The organism is Micromonospora aridisoli, from assembly GCF_056150025.1.
The window spans coordinates 209,573-225,942 of the sequence record NZ_JAXCFK010000010.1 but is presented as its reverse complement, the minus strand read 5'-3'; the positions used below and the strand labels follow the sequence as shown (position 1 = coordinate 225,942).

The 16,370-nt window shown below is 72.0% G+C and carries 12 protein-coding genes; 4 read left to right on the top strand and 8 right to left on the bottom strand.

Translation table 11 applies throughout. The annotated features are described in order from the left end of the window. Window positions 1-2: 2 nt before the first annotated feature. The 5 genes from galT to SM447_RS21730 form a co-directional block, all read right to left on the bottom strand. Window positions 3-1,079 carry a galactose-1-phosphate uridylyltransferase gene (galT, locus tag SM447_RS21750; RefSeq protein ID WP_474574675.1) on the bottom strand — a complete coding sequence of 359 codons (1,077 nt, stop codon included), beginning with the start codon at window positions 1,077-1,079 and terminating at the stop codon, window positions 3-5. After that, entirely contained in the window at window positions 1,076-1,864 is a 789-nt protein-coding gene (locus SM447_RS21745; protein WP_474574674.1) for a DeoR/GlpR family DNA-binding transcription regulator, read from the bottom strand. Before SM447_RS21745 ends, galT begins: the two co-directional genes overlap by 4 nt. Window positions 1,865-1,958: 94 nt before the next feature. Next, complete coding sequence (gene cysC, locus SM447_RS21740) at window positions 1,959-3,488, bottom strand: adenylyl-sulfate kinase (RefSeq protein ID WP_474574673.1); 1,530 nt, start codon at window positions 3,486-3,488, stop codon at window positions 1,959-1,961. Between the two features lie 165 nt (window positions 3,489-3,653). After that, window positions 3,654-4,208: a DM13 domain-containing protein gene (locus tag SM447_RS21735; RefSeq protein WP_474574672.1), complete on the bottom strand. Its 555-nt coding sequence runs from the start codon at window positions 4,206-4,208 to the stop codon at window positions 3,654-3,656. Between the two features lie 47 nt (window positions 4,209-4,255). Beyond that, window positions 4,256-5,851, bottom strand: a complete 1,596-nt coding sequence (locus SM447_RS21730; RefSeq protein WP_474574671.1) for a glycosyltransferase family 2 protein — start codon at window positions 5,849-5,851, stop codon at window positions 4,256-4,258. Window positions 5,852-6,090: 239 nt separating this feature from the next. On the opposite strand from SM447_RS21730, the gene SM447_RS21725 reads away from it, so the two are divergent. Genes SM447_RS21725 through SM447_RS21710 form a run of 4 tightly spaced genes read left to right on the top strand, consistent with a single transcriptional unit; the run spans window position 6,091 to window position 9,536 of the window. Next, the gene (locus SM447_RS21725) at window positions 6,091-7,005 is read left to right on the top strand and encodes an ABC transporter ATP-binding protein (protein WP_474574670.1); all 915 of its coding nucleotides are present in this window, start codon (window positions 6,091-6,093) and stop codon (window positions 7,003-7,005) included. Beyond that, entirely contained in the window at window positions 6,998-7,879 is an 882-nt protein-coding gene (locus SM447_RS21720; protein ID WP_474574669.1) for an ABC transporter permease, read from the top strand. Before SM447_RS21725 ends, SM447_RS21720 begins: the two co-directional genes overlap by 8 nt. Then, complete coding sequence (locus SM447_RS21715) at window positions 7,876-8,826, top strand: ABC transporter ATP-binding protein (RefSeq protein ID WP_474574668.1); 951 nt, start codon at window positions 7,876-7,878, stop codon at window positions 8,824-8,826. The genes SM447_RS21720 and SM447_RS21715 overlap by 4 nt, the downstream gene beginning before the upstream one ends. Beyond that, on the top strand, window positions 8,826-9,536 hold the full coding sequence (locus SM447_RS21710) for an ABC transporter permease (RefSeq protein ID WP_474574667.1): 711 nt from the start codon (window positions 8,826-8,828) through the stop codon (window positions 9,534-9,536). The genes SM447_RS21715 and SM447_RS21710 overlap by 1 nt, the downstream gene beginning before the upstream one ends. Before the next feature lie 150 nt (window positions 9,537-9,686). Here SM447_RS21710 and valS read toward each other — a convergent pair whose 3' ends face one another. The 3 genes from valS to SM447_RS21695 are packed head-to-tail and all read right to left on the bottom strand — an operon-like array spanning window position 9,687 to window position 16,026. Then, complete coding sequence (gene valS, locus SM447_RS21705; RefSeq protein WP_474574666.1) at window positions 9,687-12,251, bottom strand: valine--tRNA ligase; 2,565 nt, start codon at window positions 12,249-12,251, stop codon at window positions 9,687-9,689. Between the two features lie 56 nt (window positions 12,252-12,307). Beyond that, complete coding sequence (locus SM447_RS21700; protein ID WP_474574665.1) at window positions 12,308-14,185, bottom strand: ABC transporter ATP-binding protein; 1,878 nt, start codon at window positions 14,183-14,185, stop codon at window positions 12,308-12,310. Continuing rightward, on the bottom strand, window positions 14,182-16,026 hold the full coding sequence (locus SM447_RS21695) for an ABC transporter ATP-binding protein (RefSeq protein WP_474574664.1): 1,845 nt from the start codon (window positions 16,024-16,026) through the stop codon (window positions 14,182-14,184). Before SM447_RS21695 ends, SM447_RS21700 begins: the two co-directional genes overlap by 4 nt. Window positions 16,027-16,370: the final 344 nt, after the last annotated feature.

The following is a 16,370-nucleotide window of genomic DNA, read 5'->3' as shown; positions in this document are numbered from 1 at the left end:
CGTCACACCGCGCGCAACAGCTCGGCGGCCCGTTCCGGAGCGATGTCGTTGATGAAGACACCCATCGCCGATTCGGAGCCGGCCAGGTACTTCAGCTTGTCCGCCGCCCGCCGGACGCTGAACAGTTGCAGGTGCAGATGCCCCAGCTCGCGCTCGACGCGTACCGGTGCCTGGTGCCAGGCGGCGATGTAGGGCATGGGCGCGTCGAACAACCCGTCGAAGCGGCGCAGCAGGTCCAGGTAGAGCGGCCCGAAGGCGTCACGTTCCGGGTCGCTCAGGGCCGGGATGTCGGGCACCGCCCGGTGCGGCGCCACGTGCACCTCGAAGGGCCACCGGGCGGCCGCCGGGACGTACGCCGTCCAGTGCTCGTTCGTCGCCACCACCCGTTCGCCGGCGGCGCGCTCGGCGGCGAGCACGTCGGCGTAGAGATTGCCACCGCCGGTGCGCTCGGCGTGCCGGCGGGCCGCGCCCAGCAGCGACCGGGTCCGCGGGGTCACGAACGGGTACGCGTAGATCTGGCCGTGCGGGTGATGCAGCGTCACTCCGATCTCCACGCCCCGGTTCTCGAAGCAGAACACCTGCTCGACGCCGGGAAGCCCGCCGAGCACCGCGGTCCGGTCGGCCAGCGCGTCCAGCACGGTGCGTACCCGGCGGGGCGGCAGCGCGGCGAACGAGGCGTCATGGTCGTCGGTGAAGCAGACCACCTCGCAGCGCCCCTGTCCCGGTCGGGCGGCGGTGAACGGCGTGATCGCGGCCGGTTCCGCGACCACCCGCCCGCTCAGTGCCGGGAACCGGTTCTCGAAGACCGCGACCGCGTAGTCCGGGGCCGGGATCTCGCTGAGCCGGTCCACGGTCGAGGGGCAGAGCGGGCATTCGTTGGCCGGAGGCAGAAACGTCCGCGTCTGTCGGTGCACCGCGAGCGCCACCCACTCGTCGGTCAACGGGTCGTAGCGCAACTGGGAGGCCGGCGGCGGAGGCGGCAGCGGGCGTCGGTCCGGCTGGTCCCGTACGGCGTCGTCACGCTCGTCGAAGTAGATCAGTTCGCGGCCGTCGGCAAGGCTGATCGCCGTACGCTTCATCGCGCCGTCCCGCCCCGGGGGACCGGCACGACGACCAGTTCGCCGACCCGGTCGCCGAGCAGCCGGCGCGCCTCCGGCGCCAACCGGTCGTCGGTGACCAGCACGTCCGCCTCGGCCAGCGCGGCGATGGCGGAGATGCCCACGGTTCCCCACTTGGTGTGGTCGGCGAGCACCACCAACCGGTCCGCCGCCGCGACCAGGGACCGGTTCGTCTCGGCCTCGGTCAGGTTGGGCGTGGTGAAACCGGTCCGCTCGGTTATCCCGTGCACGCCGAGGAAGAGCAGATCCAGGTGCAGGGTACGCACCGCGCCGACGGCCACTGGCCCCACCAGCGCGTCGGAGGGGGTCCGTACCCCGCCGGTCAGCACCACCGTCTGGTCGTCGCGACCCCGTTCGTGCAGGATGTCGGCCACCGGCAGCGAGTTGGTCACCACCGTCAGGGCCGGCACGTCGACCAGACGTCGGGCCAGTTCGGCGGTGGTGGTGCCGGCGGAGAGCGCGATCGCGGCCCCGGGCCGGACCAGTCGCGCGGCATGCGCCGCGATGGCCGCCTTCTCGGCCTGCTGACGCACGGATTTCGCCTGGAACCCCGGCTCGTCGGTGGCCCCGGCGACGGTGGCGCCACCGTGCACCTTGGCCAGCAGACCACGTTCGTGCAGCACGTCCAGGTCACGACGGATGGTCATGTCGGAGACGCCGAACTCGGCGGCCAGCTCACCGACGCGTACGCCGCCGCTGGCGCGGACCCGGTCGAGGATCGCCGCATGGCGTTGCTGCGCGAGCATCGGCCTCTCTTCACGCCTCACGTGAACGAACATCTCCGAACAGAGACAAACACTAGCGTCCAGGGTCGGTCACCGGAAGGGGGCGGTGCCGTGGTCAGACGGCCGGCAGGCGGGGCTCCACCCACCCGGTCTCGGTCAGGTGGTGCAGGACCCGCTGCACCGCCTCGTCCACGGTCAGCTCGGTGGTGTCCAGCACCAGATCCGCGTCGGTCGGCTCCTCGTACGGGTCGTCGATGCCGGTCATCCCGGTGAGCAGGCCGGCCCGGGCCCGCGCGTACAGGCCCTTGCGGTCGCGTCGCTCGCAGACCTCCAGCGGGGTGGCGACGTGCACCAGCACGAACCCCGCGCCCGCCGCCACGGCCATCTCCCGGGCCGTCGCCCGTGCCTGGGCGTACGGGGCGATCGGGCAGCAGATGCCGATGCCCCGGTGCCGGGCGATCTCGGCGGCAACCCATCCGATCCGACGCACGTTGGTGTCCCGGTCGGCCTTGCTGAAGCCCAGCCCCGCGGTCAGCTCGCGTCGCACCACGTCACCGTCGAGCAGCGTGACCGTACGCTCGCCCTCCTCGCGCAGCGCGTCGGCGAGTCCACGGGCGACGGTCGACTTGCCGGAACCGGAGAGGCCGGTCAGGAACACCACCAGGCCGCGGTGCCGACGGGGCGGCCGGGCCCGGCTCAGTTCCTTCGCCACGGCCGGTGGGGTGTGCCACTCGGGCAGCGGGAAGCCCCGGTCCAGCAGGTCGTTGATCTCCTCCTGGCTCAGCGCCAGCCGCCGGTTGCGCGGCGGGATGTCCTCGCGCCAACGCCACTGGCCGTCCCGGTTGTCGTACGCCAACTCCCGGGGCACCAGCACCCGCAGCCCGGCCCCGGAGAGCATCTCTCCGGTGGAGAGCAGATGGGTGACGCCGTACGCGGCGGAGACGCGGGCCAGCAGCAGGGCGTCGCTGATCTCGTCCCGCCGCCGGGAGAACGGCACGGCGACCAGGGTCGCCGGTGGCATCCGGTCACGGGCGGCGAAGACGCTGCGTACCAGTGCCTCCGGCGGCAGGCCGCCGGTGCCGTCCTCGCTCACCGGAATCATGACCAGCAGATGCGCACCGAGAGTGCGTACGGCGTGCGCGATCTGGGCCAGTTGCGGCCGGTGCAGCGGCCGGTCCGCGACCACCCCGAGCACCCGGCCCGGTGGCAGCAGCGGACGGATCTCCTCGGGCGTACGACGCAGCCGCCGGAACGGGCCGTGCCCGCCGTCGCCCAGCCGATGAACGGTGCCCCCGACCCCGGCCACTCCGTCGCGGACCGTCCAGGCGTCGGCCACCTCCAGCGCCGCCATCGGTGCGCCCTCACCGTCGGTGAGCACGAGGGTCCGGCGGTCCGGCTCGGTGAGATCGAGCTGCTGCACCAGCGTCGTGGGCACCTGGAGGGAGACGGCCACCGGCCACGGGGCACCGTCGACGAGCCGCCCCCGGCGGCTGACCGAGACCAGGTCGGCCCGGGTCATGAACCCGGTCAGCGGCGCGTACGCACCCATCAGCAGCAGCTCGAGATCCGCGAGCTCACCGGGACGTGGCGTGTACGTCGGTGCCTCCCGCAGCACCTCGTCGGGCAGCACCCACCCGTTGCTCATCAGACCCCCAACTCCGGCGACCGGCACACAGTTTCGCAGCCGGTCGCCGATCGGTCGAGAGCGCCACTCCTGCCGCCCCGTGGGCCGGGCGGCCGGTGCCGACAGCGTCAGCCGACGGCCCGGTCCCGGGCCGCTTCCGACAGCCGCCGGAGCCGCTCGATCCGCTCAGCCCGCCCGGCTCAGCGCCGCCGCCCCGAACGAGACCGCGAACCGCTTGCACCAGATGGAGACGCTGGTCAGGTCGGTCAGCTCGACATCGGCCGGGATCTCGTAACCCTGGTCGCCGCGGTTGCCCTTGAGCCGCCCCAGCTCGACCCAGCGGCCGTCGTCGAACACGTGCCAGCCGTCCCTGCCCTCGACGACCGGCTGGTCGGTCAGCCAGACCCGCAGGTCCGGCCCGTTGGAGGTGGCCAACCCGACCAGCTCCAGCCGGTGTCGCCCGTCGGCGGTACGCACGATCCGCGCGCCGCCGGACGTCTCATGCTCGTGACTGATGAAGTCACCGGAGCTGACCAGGGTCGAGGTGGCGGTACCGGTGGGCGGTGCGGAGGTCGGCTCGCCGGAGGCGGCCGGTGGCGCGACCGTGGACAACTGCTCGGCCACCTCGGAGTCGGTGAGCAGTTTCCAGGGCTGGAACCAGTACAGGCCGAAGGCCGACCCGGCGGCCAGCACGGTGATCGCGATCCACGTCAACGGGGTGCGGAGCAGACGGCTGAACATCGTGCCAGTGTGTCGCGGATCGTGTGGTCCTGTCAGCACCGCACGCGTCACGAGATGCGGACCGGACGCCCGGCGCCGCGGCCCAGCCGCTGTCGTACCGCCCGGGTCAGCCGCTGCCACGGCCCAGTGCGGGGGGCCGGGGGTGCCGGATCCGGCGGCCTCTCCCGCTTGTCGACCACCACCGGGCAGGCACCGTCGGTGGCGCACGACACGGCCAGCGGCAACGTCGCGTCTGCCTCGCACCCGGAACCGGTGAGCCGCGCCTTGAAGATCCACTCGCCCTCGGTCCGGCCGTTGTTGAGGGTGCGGAAGTCGATGGTCGTGTCGCCCCGCCACAGCAGGCGCAGCCCGCCCCAGCGATGCGGCACCCGCTCCACCTCGAAACTCACCGGCAGGTAGAACTCGTCGCCGTCGGCGACCCGCCGGGCGACCAGGTCGAGCCTGGCCCGGCGCAGCTCGGCGGTGGGAGCCAGCAGCTCGTCCGAGCAGTCGAGCAGCTCGACCGGCAGGTCGTCGACCGGCAGGGTCAGCAGATCCCGACCGTCGGCGGTGCGGGTGTACGACACGGGCCGGTCGCCGCTGCGAAGTCGCCCGCTGACCGTGACGGTGAGCCGGTGGTCGGCCAGCTCGTACGCCTTGAGGCGGACCTTCGCGCGGATGCCCGCCTCCCACTCGGCGATGCGGAACAGATCCTCCACGCGGCCCTGGTCGGCCAGGGCGGCGACGGCCCGGTCCAGGGTCGGCAGAGCGCCGGCCACCTCCGGTGCGAAACGATCCCGGGCGGTCTGCCGCACCTGCGCCACGACCTGGTCGACCCAGTCCCGGGGTGCGTTGCGCAGCCGACTGCCGCGCAGCCGGCGGAGCATCTCGGTCCGCAGCCAGCGCCGGTGCAGCCGGTCACGTAGCGGGCCCGGCTCGGTGTGCGCGTCGACGATGTCGAGGACCTCACGCAGGCTGCGGAAGTAGCCCTGCGGCTCCATCCGGGTGGCGGTCAGGTTGTCGCCGTCGGGCCGCCGTGAGTGGTGGTAGCAGGTGTAGTCCGCGAGCACGCAGGTGCGGCGGGAGAGGAGGTAGGCCCGGGTGACCAGGTGATGGTCCTCAAGCCGCTTGCGCTCCTCTTCCGGGAACCGCAGGTCGTGCTCCAGCAGGAACGCCCGGCGGAACATCTTGTGGCAGGTGAGGCTCTCCATCAGGGGTGCGTCGGCCAGCGTGGCGTCGGGCCGGTTGACCCGGAACAGCTCGCGGGGCACCGAGCGACCGTGCCCGGCCATCCTGCCGATGGCGATGTCCGCGCCGTTCTCCGCCGCGTACCCGTACAGCCGGGCCAGGGCCTCGTCCGCGAGCCAGTCGTCGTCGTCGACGAACTGGACGTACTCGCCGCGCGCCCGCGCCACCCCCAGGTTGCGCGGGCGTGACGGCCAGCCGGAGTGCTCGGCGTGCAGCACGTGGAAGTGCGGGTGGGCGTCGGCCAACGCGTCCAACCGGGCGGGCGTGGTGTCGGTGGAGCCGTCGTCGACGAAGATCACTTCGAACTCGTTCGCCGGCAGCGACTGGCGCAGCAACGACTCGACGAGCCGGTCGAGACAGGCGCCGGGGTTGTACGTCGGCACCACCACGCTCACCTTGAGGGCCCCAGCGGTCATGGCTCTCCCGTCACCCGGCGTGCCGCCGCACGGGCGGATCGTGAGGTCCATTGTGTATCAGCGGGCCCGATCCTGGGGGACAGGATGTCCGCCGGTGCGCGGCGCCCGGCGGTGTCGTGCCACGGATCGACGCTGGCGTTCAGCCGATCTCCCTAAGGGGTGACGGTGCGCCGGTATCAGGGGAAACGGGGGTTGCTTCCGGAGCGCGGCACATTGTCCGGCCGCTCTAGGCTGGCGGCGTGACACTGATCGCAACCGAGTCGTTGACGAAGGTCTACGGCGGCGGGGTCACCGCACTGTCGGATCTGACGGTCGCGGTTGAACCAGGAATCGTGGGTCTGGTCGGCGCCAACGGCGCCGGCAAGTCGACCCTGATCAAGCTGCTGCTCGGCCTGCTCACGCCCACTCGCGGCCGGATACAGGTGCTGGGGCTCGACCCGACCGCCGAGACGGCGGCGGTGCGGGCCCGGGTTGGCTACATGCCGGAGCACGACTGCCTGCCGCCCGACCTCTCCGCCGCCGAACTGGTCACCCATCTGGGCCGGATCAGCGGCCTGCCGCGTACGGTCGCCCGCGAGCGCGCCTCGGAGGCGTTGCGCCACGTCGGGCTGCACGAGGAGCGGCACCGCCCGGTGGGCGGCTACTCCACCGGCATGAAGCAGCGGGTCAAGCTCGCCCAGGCGCTGGTGCACGATCCCGACCTGCTGCTGCTCGACGAGCCGACCAACGGGCTGGACCCGGCCGGTCGCGACGCGATGCTCGCCCTGGTGCAGCGGATCGGCACCGAGTTCGGCATCTCCGTGCTGGTCTGCTCGCACCTGCTGGGCGAGGTCGAGCGGATCTGCGACACCCTCGTCGCCATCGAGGGCGGACGGCTGCTGCGGGCCGACCACATCGCCGCCATGACCTCGGCCACCGACGTGCTCGCGGTCGAGGTCAGCGAGGGCACCGAGGCGCTGGCGGCCCGGCTCGCCGCGCTCGACCTGCCGGTGAGCCGTGAGGGTCGGCTGCTGCTCGTGCCGCTGGCCGACCAGGACACCTACGACCTGATCCTCGGTGCGGTGGCCGAACTGGACCTGCCCCTGCACCGGCTGGACCAGCGCCGGCACCGGGTGGCCGAACTCTTCGCCCGGAGGGAGAACAGCCATGCCTGAGCCGACCGGCGTCATCCACGACATCGGCTACCAGCGCTACACCGGCCACCGGCTGGGCCGTCGGCACGTCTTCGGCGCGATGTACCTGCACGGCGTCCGGACCACCTTCGGGCTGGGCCGCAGCGCCAAAGCCAAGATCTTTCCCTGGCTGGTGGTCGGCATCGTGTTGATGGTGGCCGCCGCGGTGACCGCGATCCGCAGCCAGGTCGGCGAAGTGATCATGACGTACGCCCAGTTCGCCGACGCGATGAGCTGGCTGGTCATCTTCTTCGTCGCGGTGGCCGCGCCCGAGCTGGTCTCCCGGGACATGCGCAGCGGTGTCCTGCCGCTGTACTTCTCCCGGCCCCTGCCACACGGCGACTACCCGCTGGCCAAGCTGCTCGCGCTCGTCACCGCGCTCTTCCTGCTGCTCGGCGCGCCGCAGCTGCTGATGTTCCTCGGCGGTGCGTTCACCGCCGACGGCATGGGGGCGGTCTGGGACGAGCTGCTCGACCTGCTGCCCGGGCTGCTCTACGCCGGGCTGTGGGCGGTGGTCTTCGCCTCGGTCGGCCTGCTGGTCGCCTCGCTGACCGGCAAGCGGGCCTTCGCCGCCGGCGGGATCGTCGCCGTGTTCCTGATGACCACGCCGATCGTCGGCACCCTGTCGATCCTGCCCTCGCAGGCGGCGAACCAGTTGGCGGGTCTCGCCTCGCCGTCCACCCTGGTGCAGGGCGTCGGCATCTGGACGATGCGCGACCTGCTGATCACCGACCCCGGTGGCCCCGAACTCGACCTCGGGCCGTTCGGCCCGGTGTACGCGCTGGCCGCCGTCGCGCTCGTGACGGGCTGCGTCGCCCTGCTGCTGGCCCGCTACCGGAAGGTGGCCGCACGATGACCACGACGAGTTCCGCCGCACCGGCGGCCACCGCCACCAGCACCCTCGACCTCGCCGGGGTCTCCCGCTGGTACGGCAACGTGGTCGCGGTCAACAACGTGAGCATGAGCCTGGGGCCGGGGGTGACCGGGCTGCTCGGTCCCAACGGCGCGGGCAAGACCACGCTGCTGCACATGATGGCCGGCTTCCTCGCCCCGTCCCGGGGTGAGGTGACCCTCGACGGCCGGCCGACCTGGCGCAACCCGGAGGTCTACCGCCGGCTCGGCCTGGTCAGCGAACGGGAGGCGGTGCACAGCTTCCTCACCGCGTACGAGTTCGTGCTCTCCACCGCGAAGCTGCACCGGCTGCCGGATCCGCAGGCGGCGGCCCGCCGCGCCATCGACCTGGTGGAGATGGCCGACGCGCAGAACCGCCGCATCGGCACGTACTCCAAGGGCATGCGCCAGCGCACCCGGGTGGCGGCGGCGCTGGTGCACGATCCACAGGTGCTGCTGCTCGACGAGCCGTTCAACGGCATGGATCCACGCCAGCGGCTGCACATGATGGAGCTGCTGCACTCCCTCGGCGACGCGGGTCGCACCATCCTGTTCAGCTCGCACATCCTGGAGGAGGTCGAGCAGGTCTCCGGCACGGTCCAGGTGATGGTCGCCGGCCGGCTCGCCGCCTCCGGTGACTTCCGGACCATCCGGCGGCTGATGACCAACCGGCCGCACGTCTTCGCCATCCGGTCCACCGACGACCGGGCGCTGGCCGTCGCGTTGATGGCCGAGGCGTCCGTCACCGGGGTCGAGCTGGGGCGTGACGGCCTGACCGTGCGCGCCGGTGACTACGGCGCCTTCACCCGGATGTTGCCGAAGGTCGCCCTGGCCCGCGGCGTACGGGTGCGGCAGCTGATACCCGAGGACGAATCCCTGGAGAGCGTCTTCTCCTATCTGGTGGAGGCCTGATGTCCACTGTCTCCTGGATCACCGCGCGCGGCCTGTTCGGGCGACGCCGGTTCCTGCTGCTGCTGCCGCTGCCCGTCCTGCTGGTGGTGCTGGCCGTGCTCTCCCGGGGGCTCGGGGTGGCTCCCACCGACTGGGGACCACCGGTGCTGGTCGGCCTCGGGCTGGCGGTGGTGCTGCCGGTGGTCGCCCTGATCGTCGGCACCGGGGTGCTCGGAGCCGAGATCGACGACGGCACTGTGGTGCACGTGCTCACCACCCCGCTGCCGCGCTGGCAGATCGTGCTGCCGAAGCTGGCCGTCGCGGCCGGGGTCACCGCGGTCACCGTCGCGGTCCCGCTGTTCGCGGCGGGACTGCTGGCCGACTCGGTACGCCTGGGCGTCGCGCTCGCCGTCGCCGCGTCAGTGGGTGCGTTGGCCTACACGGCACTGTTCGTGGCGGCCAGCCTGCTCACCCGGCGACCGGTACTGCTCGGTCTGGTCTACGTGCTGATCTGGGAAGGCCTGCTCAGCAACGTGGTCACCGGTACCCGGGTGCTCTCCATCCAGCACTACGTGATCGCCCTGGCCGACCGGCTCGCCCCGACCGACCTGCTCGGCACGACGGTGTCCGTACCGGTGGCGGCGGTGATGACCGCACTGATCATCGTCGCGGCCACCTTCCTCTCGATCGACCGCCTACGCTCCTTCTCCGTAGCCGGCGAAACCAGCTGAGGGTGTAAGGAAGGGCCCCTTGTTAACGGCTCCGGTAGAGGAAGGGCCCCCTATTAACAGTTGACGGGCCCGGGCACCTCCGGCCGGCGCTGTTAAAAGGGGCCCTTCCTCTACACCAGGCGTTAACAAGGGGCCCTTCCTTGCACGCATCTAGAAGGCGCAGGCGATCACCAGCTCCGGGGTGCGGTCGGGGAGCAGGTCGAGCTTGCCGATGTGGCCGGCCGCCCGGAGGTCGTCGATGACCTGGGTGAGCTGGTCGAGCAGGGCGGCCGGACCGAGCGCCTCGGCCAGCGGCACCTCGGCCTTCATCGACAGCTTCCGTTCGGACTTGGCTCGCCGGACCTGCCCGAGCGCGTCGGCGGCCAGCCGCAGCAACTGCGGATCACCGTCGCCCTGGATGGCCCGCCCCACCTCGTACGTGGTCGGGAACGGTGCCCGGTGCACCGAACCGTACCGCCACCACGACCAGACCTCCTCGGTCGCGTACGGCAGCACCGGGGCGAACAGCCGCAACTGCACCGAGAGCGCGGTGGCCAGCGCCGCCCGGGCCGAGTCGGCCCCGGTACCGTCGCCGTAGGCGCGTTCCTTCACCAGCTCGATGTAGTCGTCGCAGAACCGCCAGAAGAACGACTCGGTGGCCTGGAGCGCCGCCGTGTGGTCGTACCCCTCGAACGCTGCGGTCACGGTCGCCACCACGGCGGACAGTTCGGCGAGCATCGCCCGGTCGAGTGGTTCGGTCGCCGGGGCGCGCAGCGCATCGGCGGCACCCGACCCGAGCGCGAACTTCGACGCGTTGAGCAGCTTGGTGGCCAACCGTCGCCCGATCCGGATCTGGGCCGGGTCGAAGGCCAGGTCGGTGCCGGGTTTGCCGCTGGCCGCCCAGTAGCGCACCGCGTCGGAGCCGTGCTGCTCCAGCAGCGCCATCGGGGTGACCACGTTCCCCTTGGACTTCGACATCTTCTTGCGGTCCGGGTCGAGGATCCAGCCGGACAGCTCCGTCGTGTGCCAGGGCAGGGTGCCGTGTTCCAGGTGCGCCCGGACCACCGTGGCGAACAGCCAGGTACGGATGATGTCGTGCCCCTGCGGGCGCAGGTCCATCGGAAAGACCCGGGCGAACAGGTCCGGGTCACGCTCCCAGCCGCCGACGATCTGCGGGGTCAGCGACGAGGTGGCCCAGGTGTCCAGCACGTCCGGGTCGCCGACGAAGCCGCCCGGCACGCCGCGCCGCGACTCGTCGTACCCCGGCGGGGCGTCCTCGGACGGGTCGACCGGCAGCGCGGACTCCTCCGGCGTGAGAGGCTGGGACCAGTCCGGCTCGCCAGCGTCGTCGAGCCGGTACCACACCGGCACCGGCACGCCGAAGAAGCGTTGCCGGCTGACCAGCCAGTCGCCGGTCAGTCCGCCCACCCAGTGCTCATAGCGGTGCCGCATGTGCTCCGGCACCCAGCGCAGCTCCCGCCCGCGGGCCAGCAACTCCTCCCGCAGGTCGGTGTCACGGCCACCGTTGCGCAGGTACCACTGCCGGGTCGAGACGATCTCCAGTGGCCGGTCGCCCCGCTCGTAGAACTTCACCTGGTGGGTGATCGGGCGTGCCTCGCCGACCAGGTCACCCGCCTCGGCCAACAGCTCGACCACCGTACGCCGGGCGCCGTTCACGGTCTGCCCGGCCAGCGCCGCGTACGGCTGCGCGGGCACACCGAGCGGTGGCTCCGGCAGCAGCCGGCCGTCGCGGCCGATCACCACCCGGGTGTCCAGGGCAAGTTCGCGCCACCAGGTGACGTCGGTCAGGTCACCGAAGGTGCAGACCATCGCGATGCCGGTGCCCTTGGCCGGGTCCGCCAGCGGATGCGCGCGCACCGGCACCTCGACCCCGAACACCGGGGTACGCGCGGATGCGCCGACCAGGTCCGCGTACCGCTCGTCATCGGGGTGGCAGACCAGCGCCACACAGGCCGGCAGCAGCTCCGGCCGGGTGGTGTCGATCAGCACCTGCCGCCCGCCGGGGGCGTGGAAGCGCAGCCGGTGGTAGGCGCCGGGGCGTTCCCGGTCCTCCAGCTCGGCCTGGGCCACGGCGGTGGCGAAACCCACGTCCCACAGGGTCGGCGCCTCGGCCTGGTACGCCTCGCCCCGGGCCAGGTTGCGCAGGAACGCCCGCTGGGAGGTGGCCCGGGCCGCCGGCCCGATGGTGGTGTACATCAGCGACCAGTCCACCGAGAGGCCGAGCCGTCGCCACAGCGCCTCGAAGACCTGCTCGTCGGAGACGGTCAACCGCTCGCACAGCTCGATGAAGTTGCGCCGGGAGACGGGTCTGGGGTCGCGGCGCGCGGCGTCGTCCACCGGGGCTTCCGGCGCCCGCCAGTCCGGGTCGTACGGCAGCGAGGGGTCACAGCGCACCCCGTACACGTTCTGCACCCGGCGTTCGGTGGGCAGGCCGTTGTCGTCCCAGCCCATCGGGTAGAAGACCGTCCGGCCGCGCATCCGCTGGAACCGGGCGACCAGGTCGGTGTGGGTGTACGAGAAGACGTGCCCCATGTGCAGCTCGCCAGATACGGTCGGCGGCGGGGTGTCGATCGCGTATACGTCCGACCGCTGCCTGTTGCGGTCGAACGCGTACGTGCCCTCCTCCTGCCAGCGGCGCGACCAGGTCTCCTCGAGCCCGTCCAGAATCGGACGCTCGGGGACGCCGGTGCGGGCCGTCCTCGCCGTATCGGTCATCCGTAGATCGTAGGCACCGGGACCGTCGTGGGCACACCATTAGCGTCCCGAACGGGTCAGAGCAGCGATTCGCGCCACTGGCGGTGCAGAGCGGCGTAGCGGCCGCCCTCGGCGATCAGCTCGGCCGGTGGGCCGTCCTCGACGACCCGGCCCCGGTCGAGAACGAGCATCCGGTCGGCGGTCTCCACGGTGGAGAGCCGGTGCGCGATCACCAGCGCGGTCCGGTCCCGCAGAATGGTGCCGAGCGCGTGCTGCACCAGACGCTCGGTCGGTACGTCCAACGACGAGGTGGCCTCGTCGAGGATCAGCACCACCGGGTCGGCCAGGAAGGCCCGCGCGAAGGCGACCAGCTGCCGCTGCCCGGCGGAGAGCCGTCCGCCGCGCCGGTGCACCTGGGTGGCGTACCCGTCGGGCAGCGCCGCGATGAAGTCGTGCGCGCCGATCGCCCGGGCGGCGGCCTCGACGGCGGCGTCGTCGGCGTCCGGGCGACCGAACCGGATGTTCTCCGCCACCGTGCCGCCGAACAGGTGGGTCTCCTGAGTCACCAGCACCACCGCCCGCCGCAGCTCCGCGTCGGCGACCTCGCGCAGGTCCACGCCGTCCAAAGTCACCGTGCCGAGGTCCGGGTCGTGGAACCGGGCGAGCAGCTTGGCGACGGTGGACTTCCCGGCACCGGTCGGGCCGATCAGAGCCACGGTCTGCCCGGCGGGGATGTTCAGGTCGAGCCCGGTGAGGATCGGCGCGTCCGGGCGGTACCCGAACGACACCGCGTGGAAGCGGACCGCGCCCCGGGCCGGGCCCTCGGGCAGCGGCACGGGCCGGTCCGGCTCGGCGACCGAGGGCCGCTCGTCGAGCACCCCGGCCAGCTTCTCCAGCGCCGCCGTCGCCGACTGGAGGGAGTTGTAGAACTGGCTCAGCTCCTGCATCGGTTCGAAGAACCGGCGCAGGTAGAGCAGGAAGGCCGCGAGCACGCCGACCCCGGTTTCGCCGCCCAGCACCCGGGCGCCGCCGTAGCAGAGCACCACCGCCACGGTGACGTTGCCGATCAATTTGATGCCCGGCGAGTACGTGGCGATCAGATGGAACGCGTGCCGGCTGGACCGACGGTAGTCGTCGTTGACCGAATCGAAGATGTGCTGGTTGCGGGCCTGACGCCGGTACGCCTGAACTGCCCGGATGCCCCGCATCGACTCGACGAACTGGACGATGACCAGGGCCATCGACTCCCGGGTGCGGCGGTACGCGGACGCCGAGGTGCGGGCGAACCAACGGGACAGCCAGAACAGCAGCGGAAAGGCGAGCAGGGTCACCGCGGCCAAAGGCAGGTCCAGCCAGAGCAGGATGCCGGCCACCGACACGATCGTCAGGGCGGCCATCACCAGGCTCTCGACACCGCCGTCCACAAGCTCGGCGATGGAGTCGATGTCGCTGGTCAGCCGCGAGATCATCCGGCCCGACGTGTACCGCTCGTGAAAGGCCACCGGCAGGCGCAGGAAGTGTGCGTACACCCGTTGACGCAGGTCGAGCAGGACGGCCTGACCGATGCGGGCGGAGACGGTGAGGAAACCCCGCCGGGCCGCGTACTCGATGCCGGTCGCGGCGGCGAACGACACGGCCACGGCGATCAACGGTCCGGGCTCGCCGGCCCGCAGCGGCTCGATCGCCCGGTCGATGCCGAGCATGACCAGGTACGGCCCGGACATGGCCGCGGCGTTCTGGGTCAACAGCAGCGCCACCGCACCGCCCATCCGAGCCCGGTGCGGACGCAGCACGTCCGCCAGCAGTGTCCGGCTGCGCGTCCGGAGCCGGGCCACCGCCGCCGGATCGGTGTCCTCGGCGAGGCTGCGGTCGGCGTGCGGGTCCGGGGCCACGCCCCGCCAGTGGGCCGGGTCCGCGTCGGCCGGCGGATCCGGTGGAGCCGATTCGGCGGTCACGAGAGCACCAGTGGAGAACCGCCGGGCACCGGACCGGTCCGCGTCCGCGCCATCGACGGCGTGGCCGGCTCGGCCGAGAGCAACCCGCGATACGCGGGTACGGTGGCGAGCAGCTCGGTGTGGGTGCCGACGGCGCTGATCCGGCCGTGCTCCAGCAACGCCACCCGGTCGGCGAGGGCGATGGTCGAGGGTCGGTGCACCACCAGCAGGGCGGTGGTGTCGCGCAGCACCCGCTTCAGTGCCGACTCCACCAACGCCTCGGTGTGCACGTCGAGCGCGGAGAGCGGATCGTCGAGGACGAGCACGGCCGGTCGGATCAGCACCGCCCTGGCCAGGGCGAGTCGTTGCCGCTGGCCGCCGGAGAGCGACAGACCCTGCTCCCCGAGCCGGGTGCGCAGTCCCCACGGCAGGTCGTACGCGAACTCGGCCTGAGCCAGGGCCAGGGCGGCTCGGACCTCCTCCTCGCCGGCGTCGGGTCGGCCCAGCGTCAGGTTCTCCCACACCGACATCGAGAACAGCGTCGGCTCCTCGAAGGCGAAGCCGACCAGTCCGCGCAGCGAGGCCAGCCGCAGGTCGCGCAGGTCGTGCCCGTCGAGGGTGATGCGGCCCGCGCTGACGTCGTGCAGCCGGGGCACCAGGGACAACAGGGTGCTCTTGCCGCTGCCGGTGGCACCTACGACGGCCAGTGTCTCACCGGGTTCGACGGTGAGGTCGACGCCGCGCAGGACCGGGACGGCGGCACCGGGATAGCGGAAACCCACCCCCTCGAAGCGGAGCCGACCGCGGACCGTCGAGCGAGCCAGCGCGACGGCGACCGGCGCGTCCACGATGGCCGGCCGGGTGTCCAGCACCTCCTGGATCCGGTCGGCGGCCGTGGCGGCCTCCTGCCCGTTGGCGATGATCCAGCCCAGCGACTGCACCGGCCAGATCAGCATCAGCTGAAGGCTGACGAAGGCGACGAGTTGACCGATGGAGAGCCGCCCATCGGCGACCGCGGCGGCGCCGGCCACCAGGACGATGCCCAGGGTCAGGTTCGGCACCAGGTCGAGCAGCGCAGAGGTGCGGGCGAGCAGCCTTGCCTTGCCGATCCCGATGTCGTGCAGGGTCTCGGTGCTGGCGGCGAATCGGGCGGCCAGTTGTGGTCCCCGCCCGTACGCCTTCATCGTGCGCAGGCCCTGCGCGGTCTCCTCCACCAGCGTGGCCACGTCGCCCTGCTGGTCCTGCATCCGACGGGACGCGGCGTGGTAGTGCCGCCCGAAGCGGCGGGCGATCAGGAACAGCGGCACCGCGCTGGCCGCCACCAGCAGGCCGAGCGCGGGGTGCAGCCGGATCAGCAGCACCACCACGACCAGGTAGGTGACCACGTTGAGGACGAGGAAGAACAGTCCGAAGGAGAGGAACCGGCGCAGCACCGACAGGTCGCTGGTGATCCGGGAGAGCAGCTGACCGGACGGCCACCGGTCGTGGAAACTGGCCGACAGCCGTTGCAGGTGGGCGTAGACGTCGGCGCGAATGGTCGCCTCCATCGCCACCGAGGACGACGACTGCACCCACCGACGGATGAAGATCAGCAGGGCTTCCGCCAGCCCCAGCAGCAGCGCCAACCCGGCCAGTTGGAACAGCCCGGTCAGGTCGCGCCGGGCCACCGGCCCGTCGACCACCTGTTGCGCCACCAGGGGTACGGCGATGCCCGCCGCGGTCGCGGCGAGGCCGGCCAGCATCAACCAGGCGAACTCGAACGCGTGTGGACGCAGGTAGCTGCGTAGCCGCCAGAGGTTGCGCAGGGGATGTCGACGGACCTCGCCCCGGTCGGCCGGGCCGCCGCCGCTCCCCGCAGCCACTACCCGACGGTAGCCGCATTTGGCAACGAAGCCGCTGTCGGTTTGCTGTCAGCTGCCCGCCCTGCCCATTGCGCCCCCGCCCCCGCCCCCGCCGTCCCGTCCCGCCGTCCCGTCCCGCCGTCTCGTGGCTCCGGACCGCACCCGCTCTCGCCGCACTCTGACGCTTCGTGTCGGCTCGACCGCCGTGCCTAATGCGGTACCGTCCCTTTGCTCTGCTTCAACCCACGCAATGGTCACCCTCCGTGTCGGGCCGAGAGTCCATCGCCGACGCCGCGCCCATGCGCCGCCCCTGCTCAACGGCTATTGCGTCCGTTGAAGCAGAGCAAAGCGTGGGCTAGGGGAAT

Excerpts from the sequence above, each read along its gene's own strand:
- galT (WP_474574675.1), bottom strand. The coding sequence starts at position 1,079 with ATGAAGCGTACGGCGATCAGCCTTGCCGACGGCCGCGAACTGATCTAC.
- SM447_RS21745 (WP_474574674.1), bottom strand. The coding sequence starts at position 1,864 with ATGCTCGCGCAGCAACGCCATGCGGCGATCCTCGACCGGGTCCGCGCC.
- cysC (WP_474574673.1), bottom strand. The coding sequence starts at position 3,488 with ATGAGCAACGGGTGGGTGCTGCCCGACGAGGTGCTGCGGGAGGCACCG.
- SM447_RS21735 (WP_474574672.1), bottom strand. The coding sequence starts at position 4,208 with ATGTTCAGCCGTCTGCTCCGCACCCCGTTGACGTGGATCGCGATCACC.
- SM447_RS21730 (WP_474574671.1), bottom strand. The coding sequence starts at position 5,851 with ATGACCGCTGGGGCCCTCAAGGTGAGCGTGGTGGTGCCGACGTACAAC.
- SM447_RS21720 (WP_474574669.1), top strand. The coding sequence starts at position 6,998 with ATGCCTGAGCCGACCGGCGTCATCCACGACATCGGCTACCAGCGCTAC.
- SM447_RS21715 (WP_474574668.1), top strand. The coding sequence starts at position 7,876 with ATGACCACGACGAGTTCCGCCGCACCGGCGGCCACCGCCACCAGCACC.
- SM447_RS21710 (WP_474574667.1), top strand. The coding sequence starts at position 8,826 with ATGTCCACTGTCTCCTGGATCACCGCGCGCGGCCTGTTCGGGCGACGC.
- valS (WP_474574666.1), bottom strand. The coding sequence starts at position 12,251 with ATGACCGATACGGCGAGGACGGCCCGCACCGGCGTCCCCGAGCGTCCG.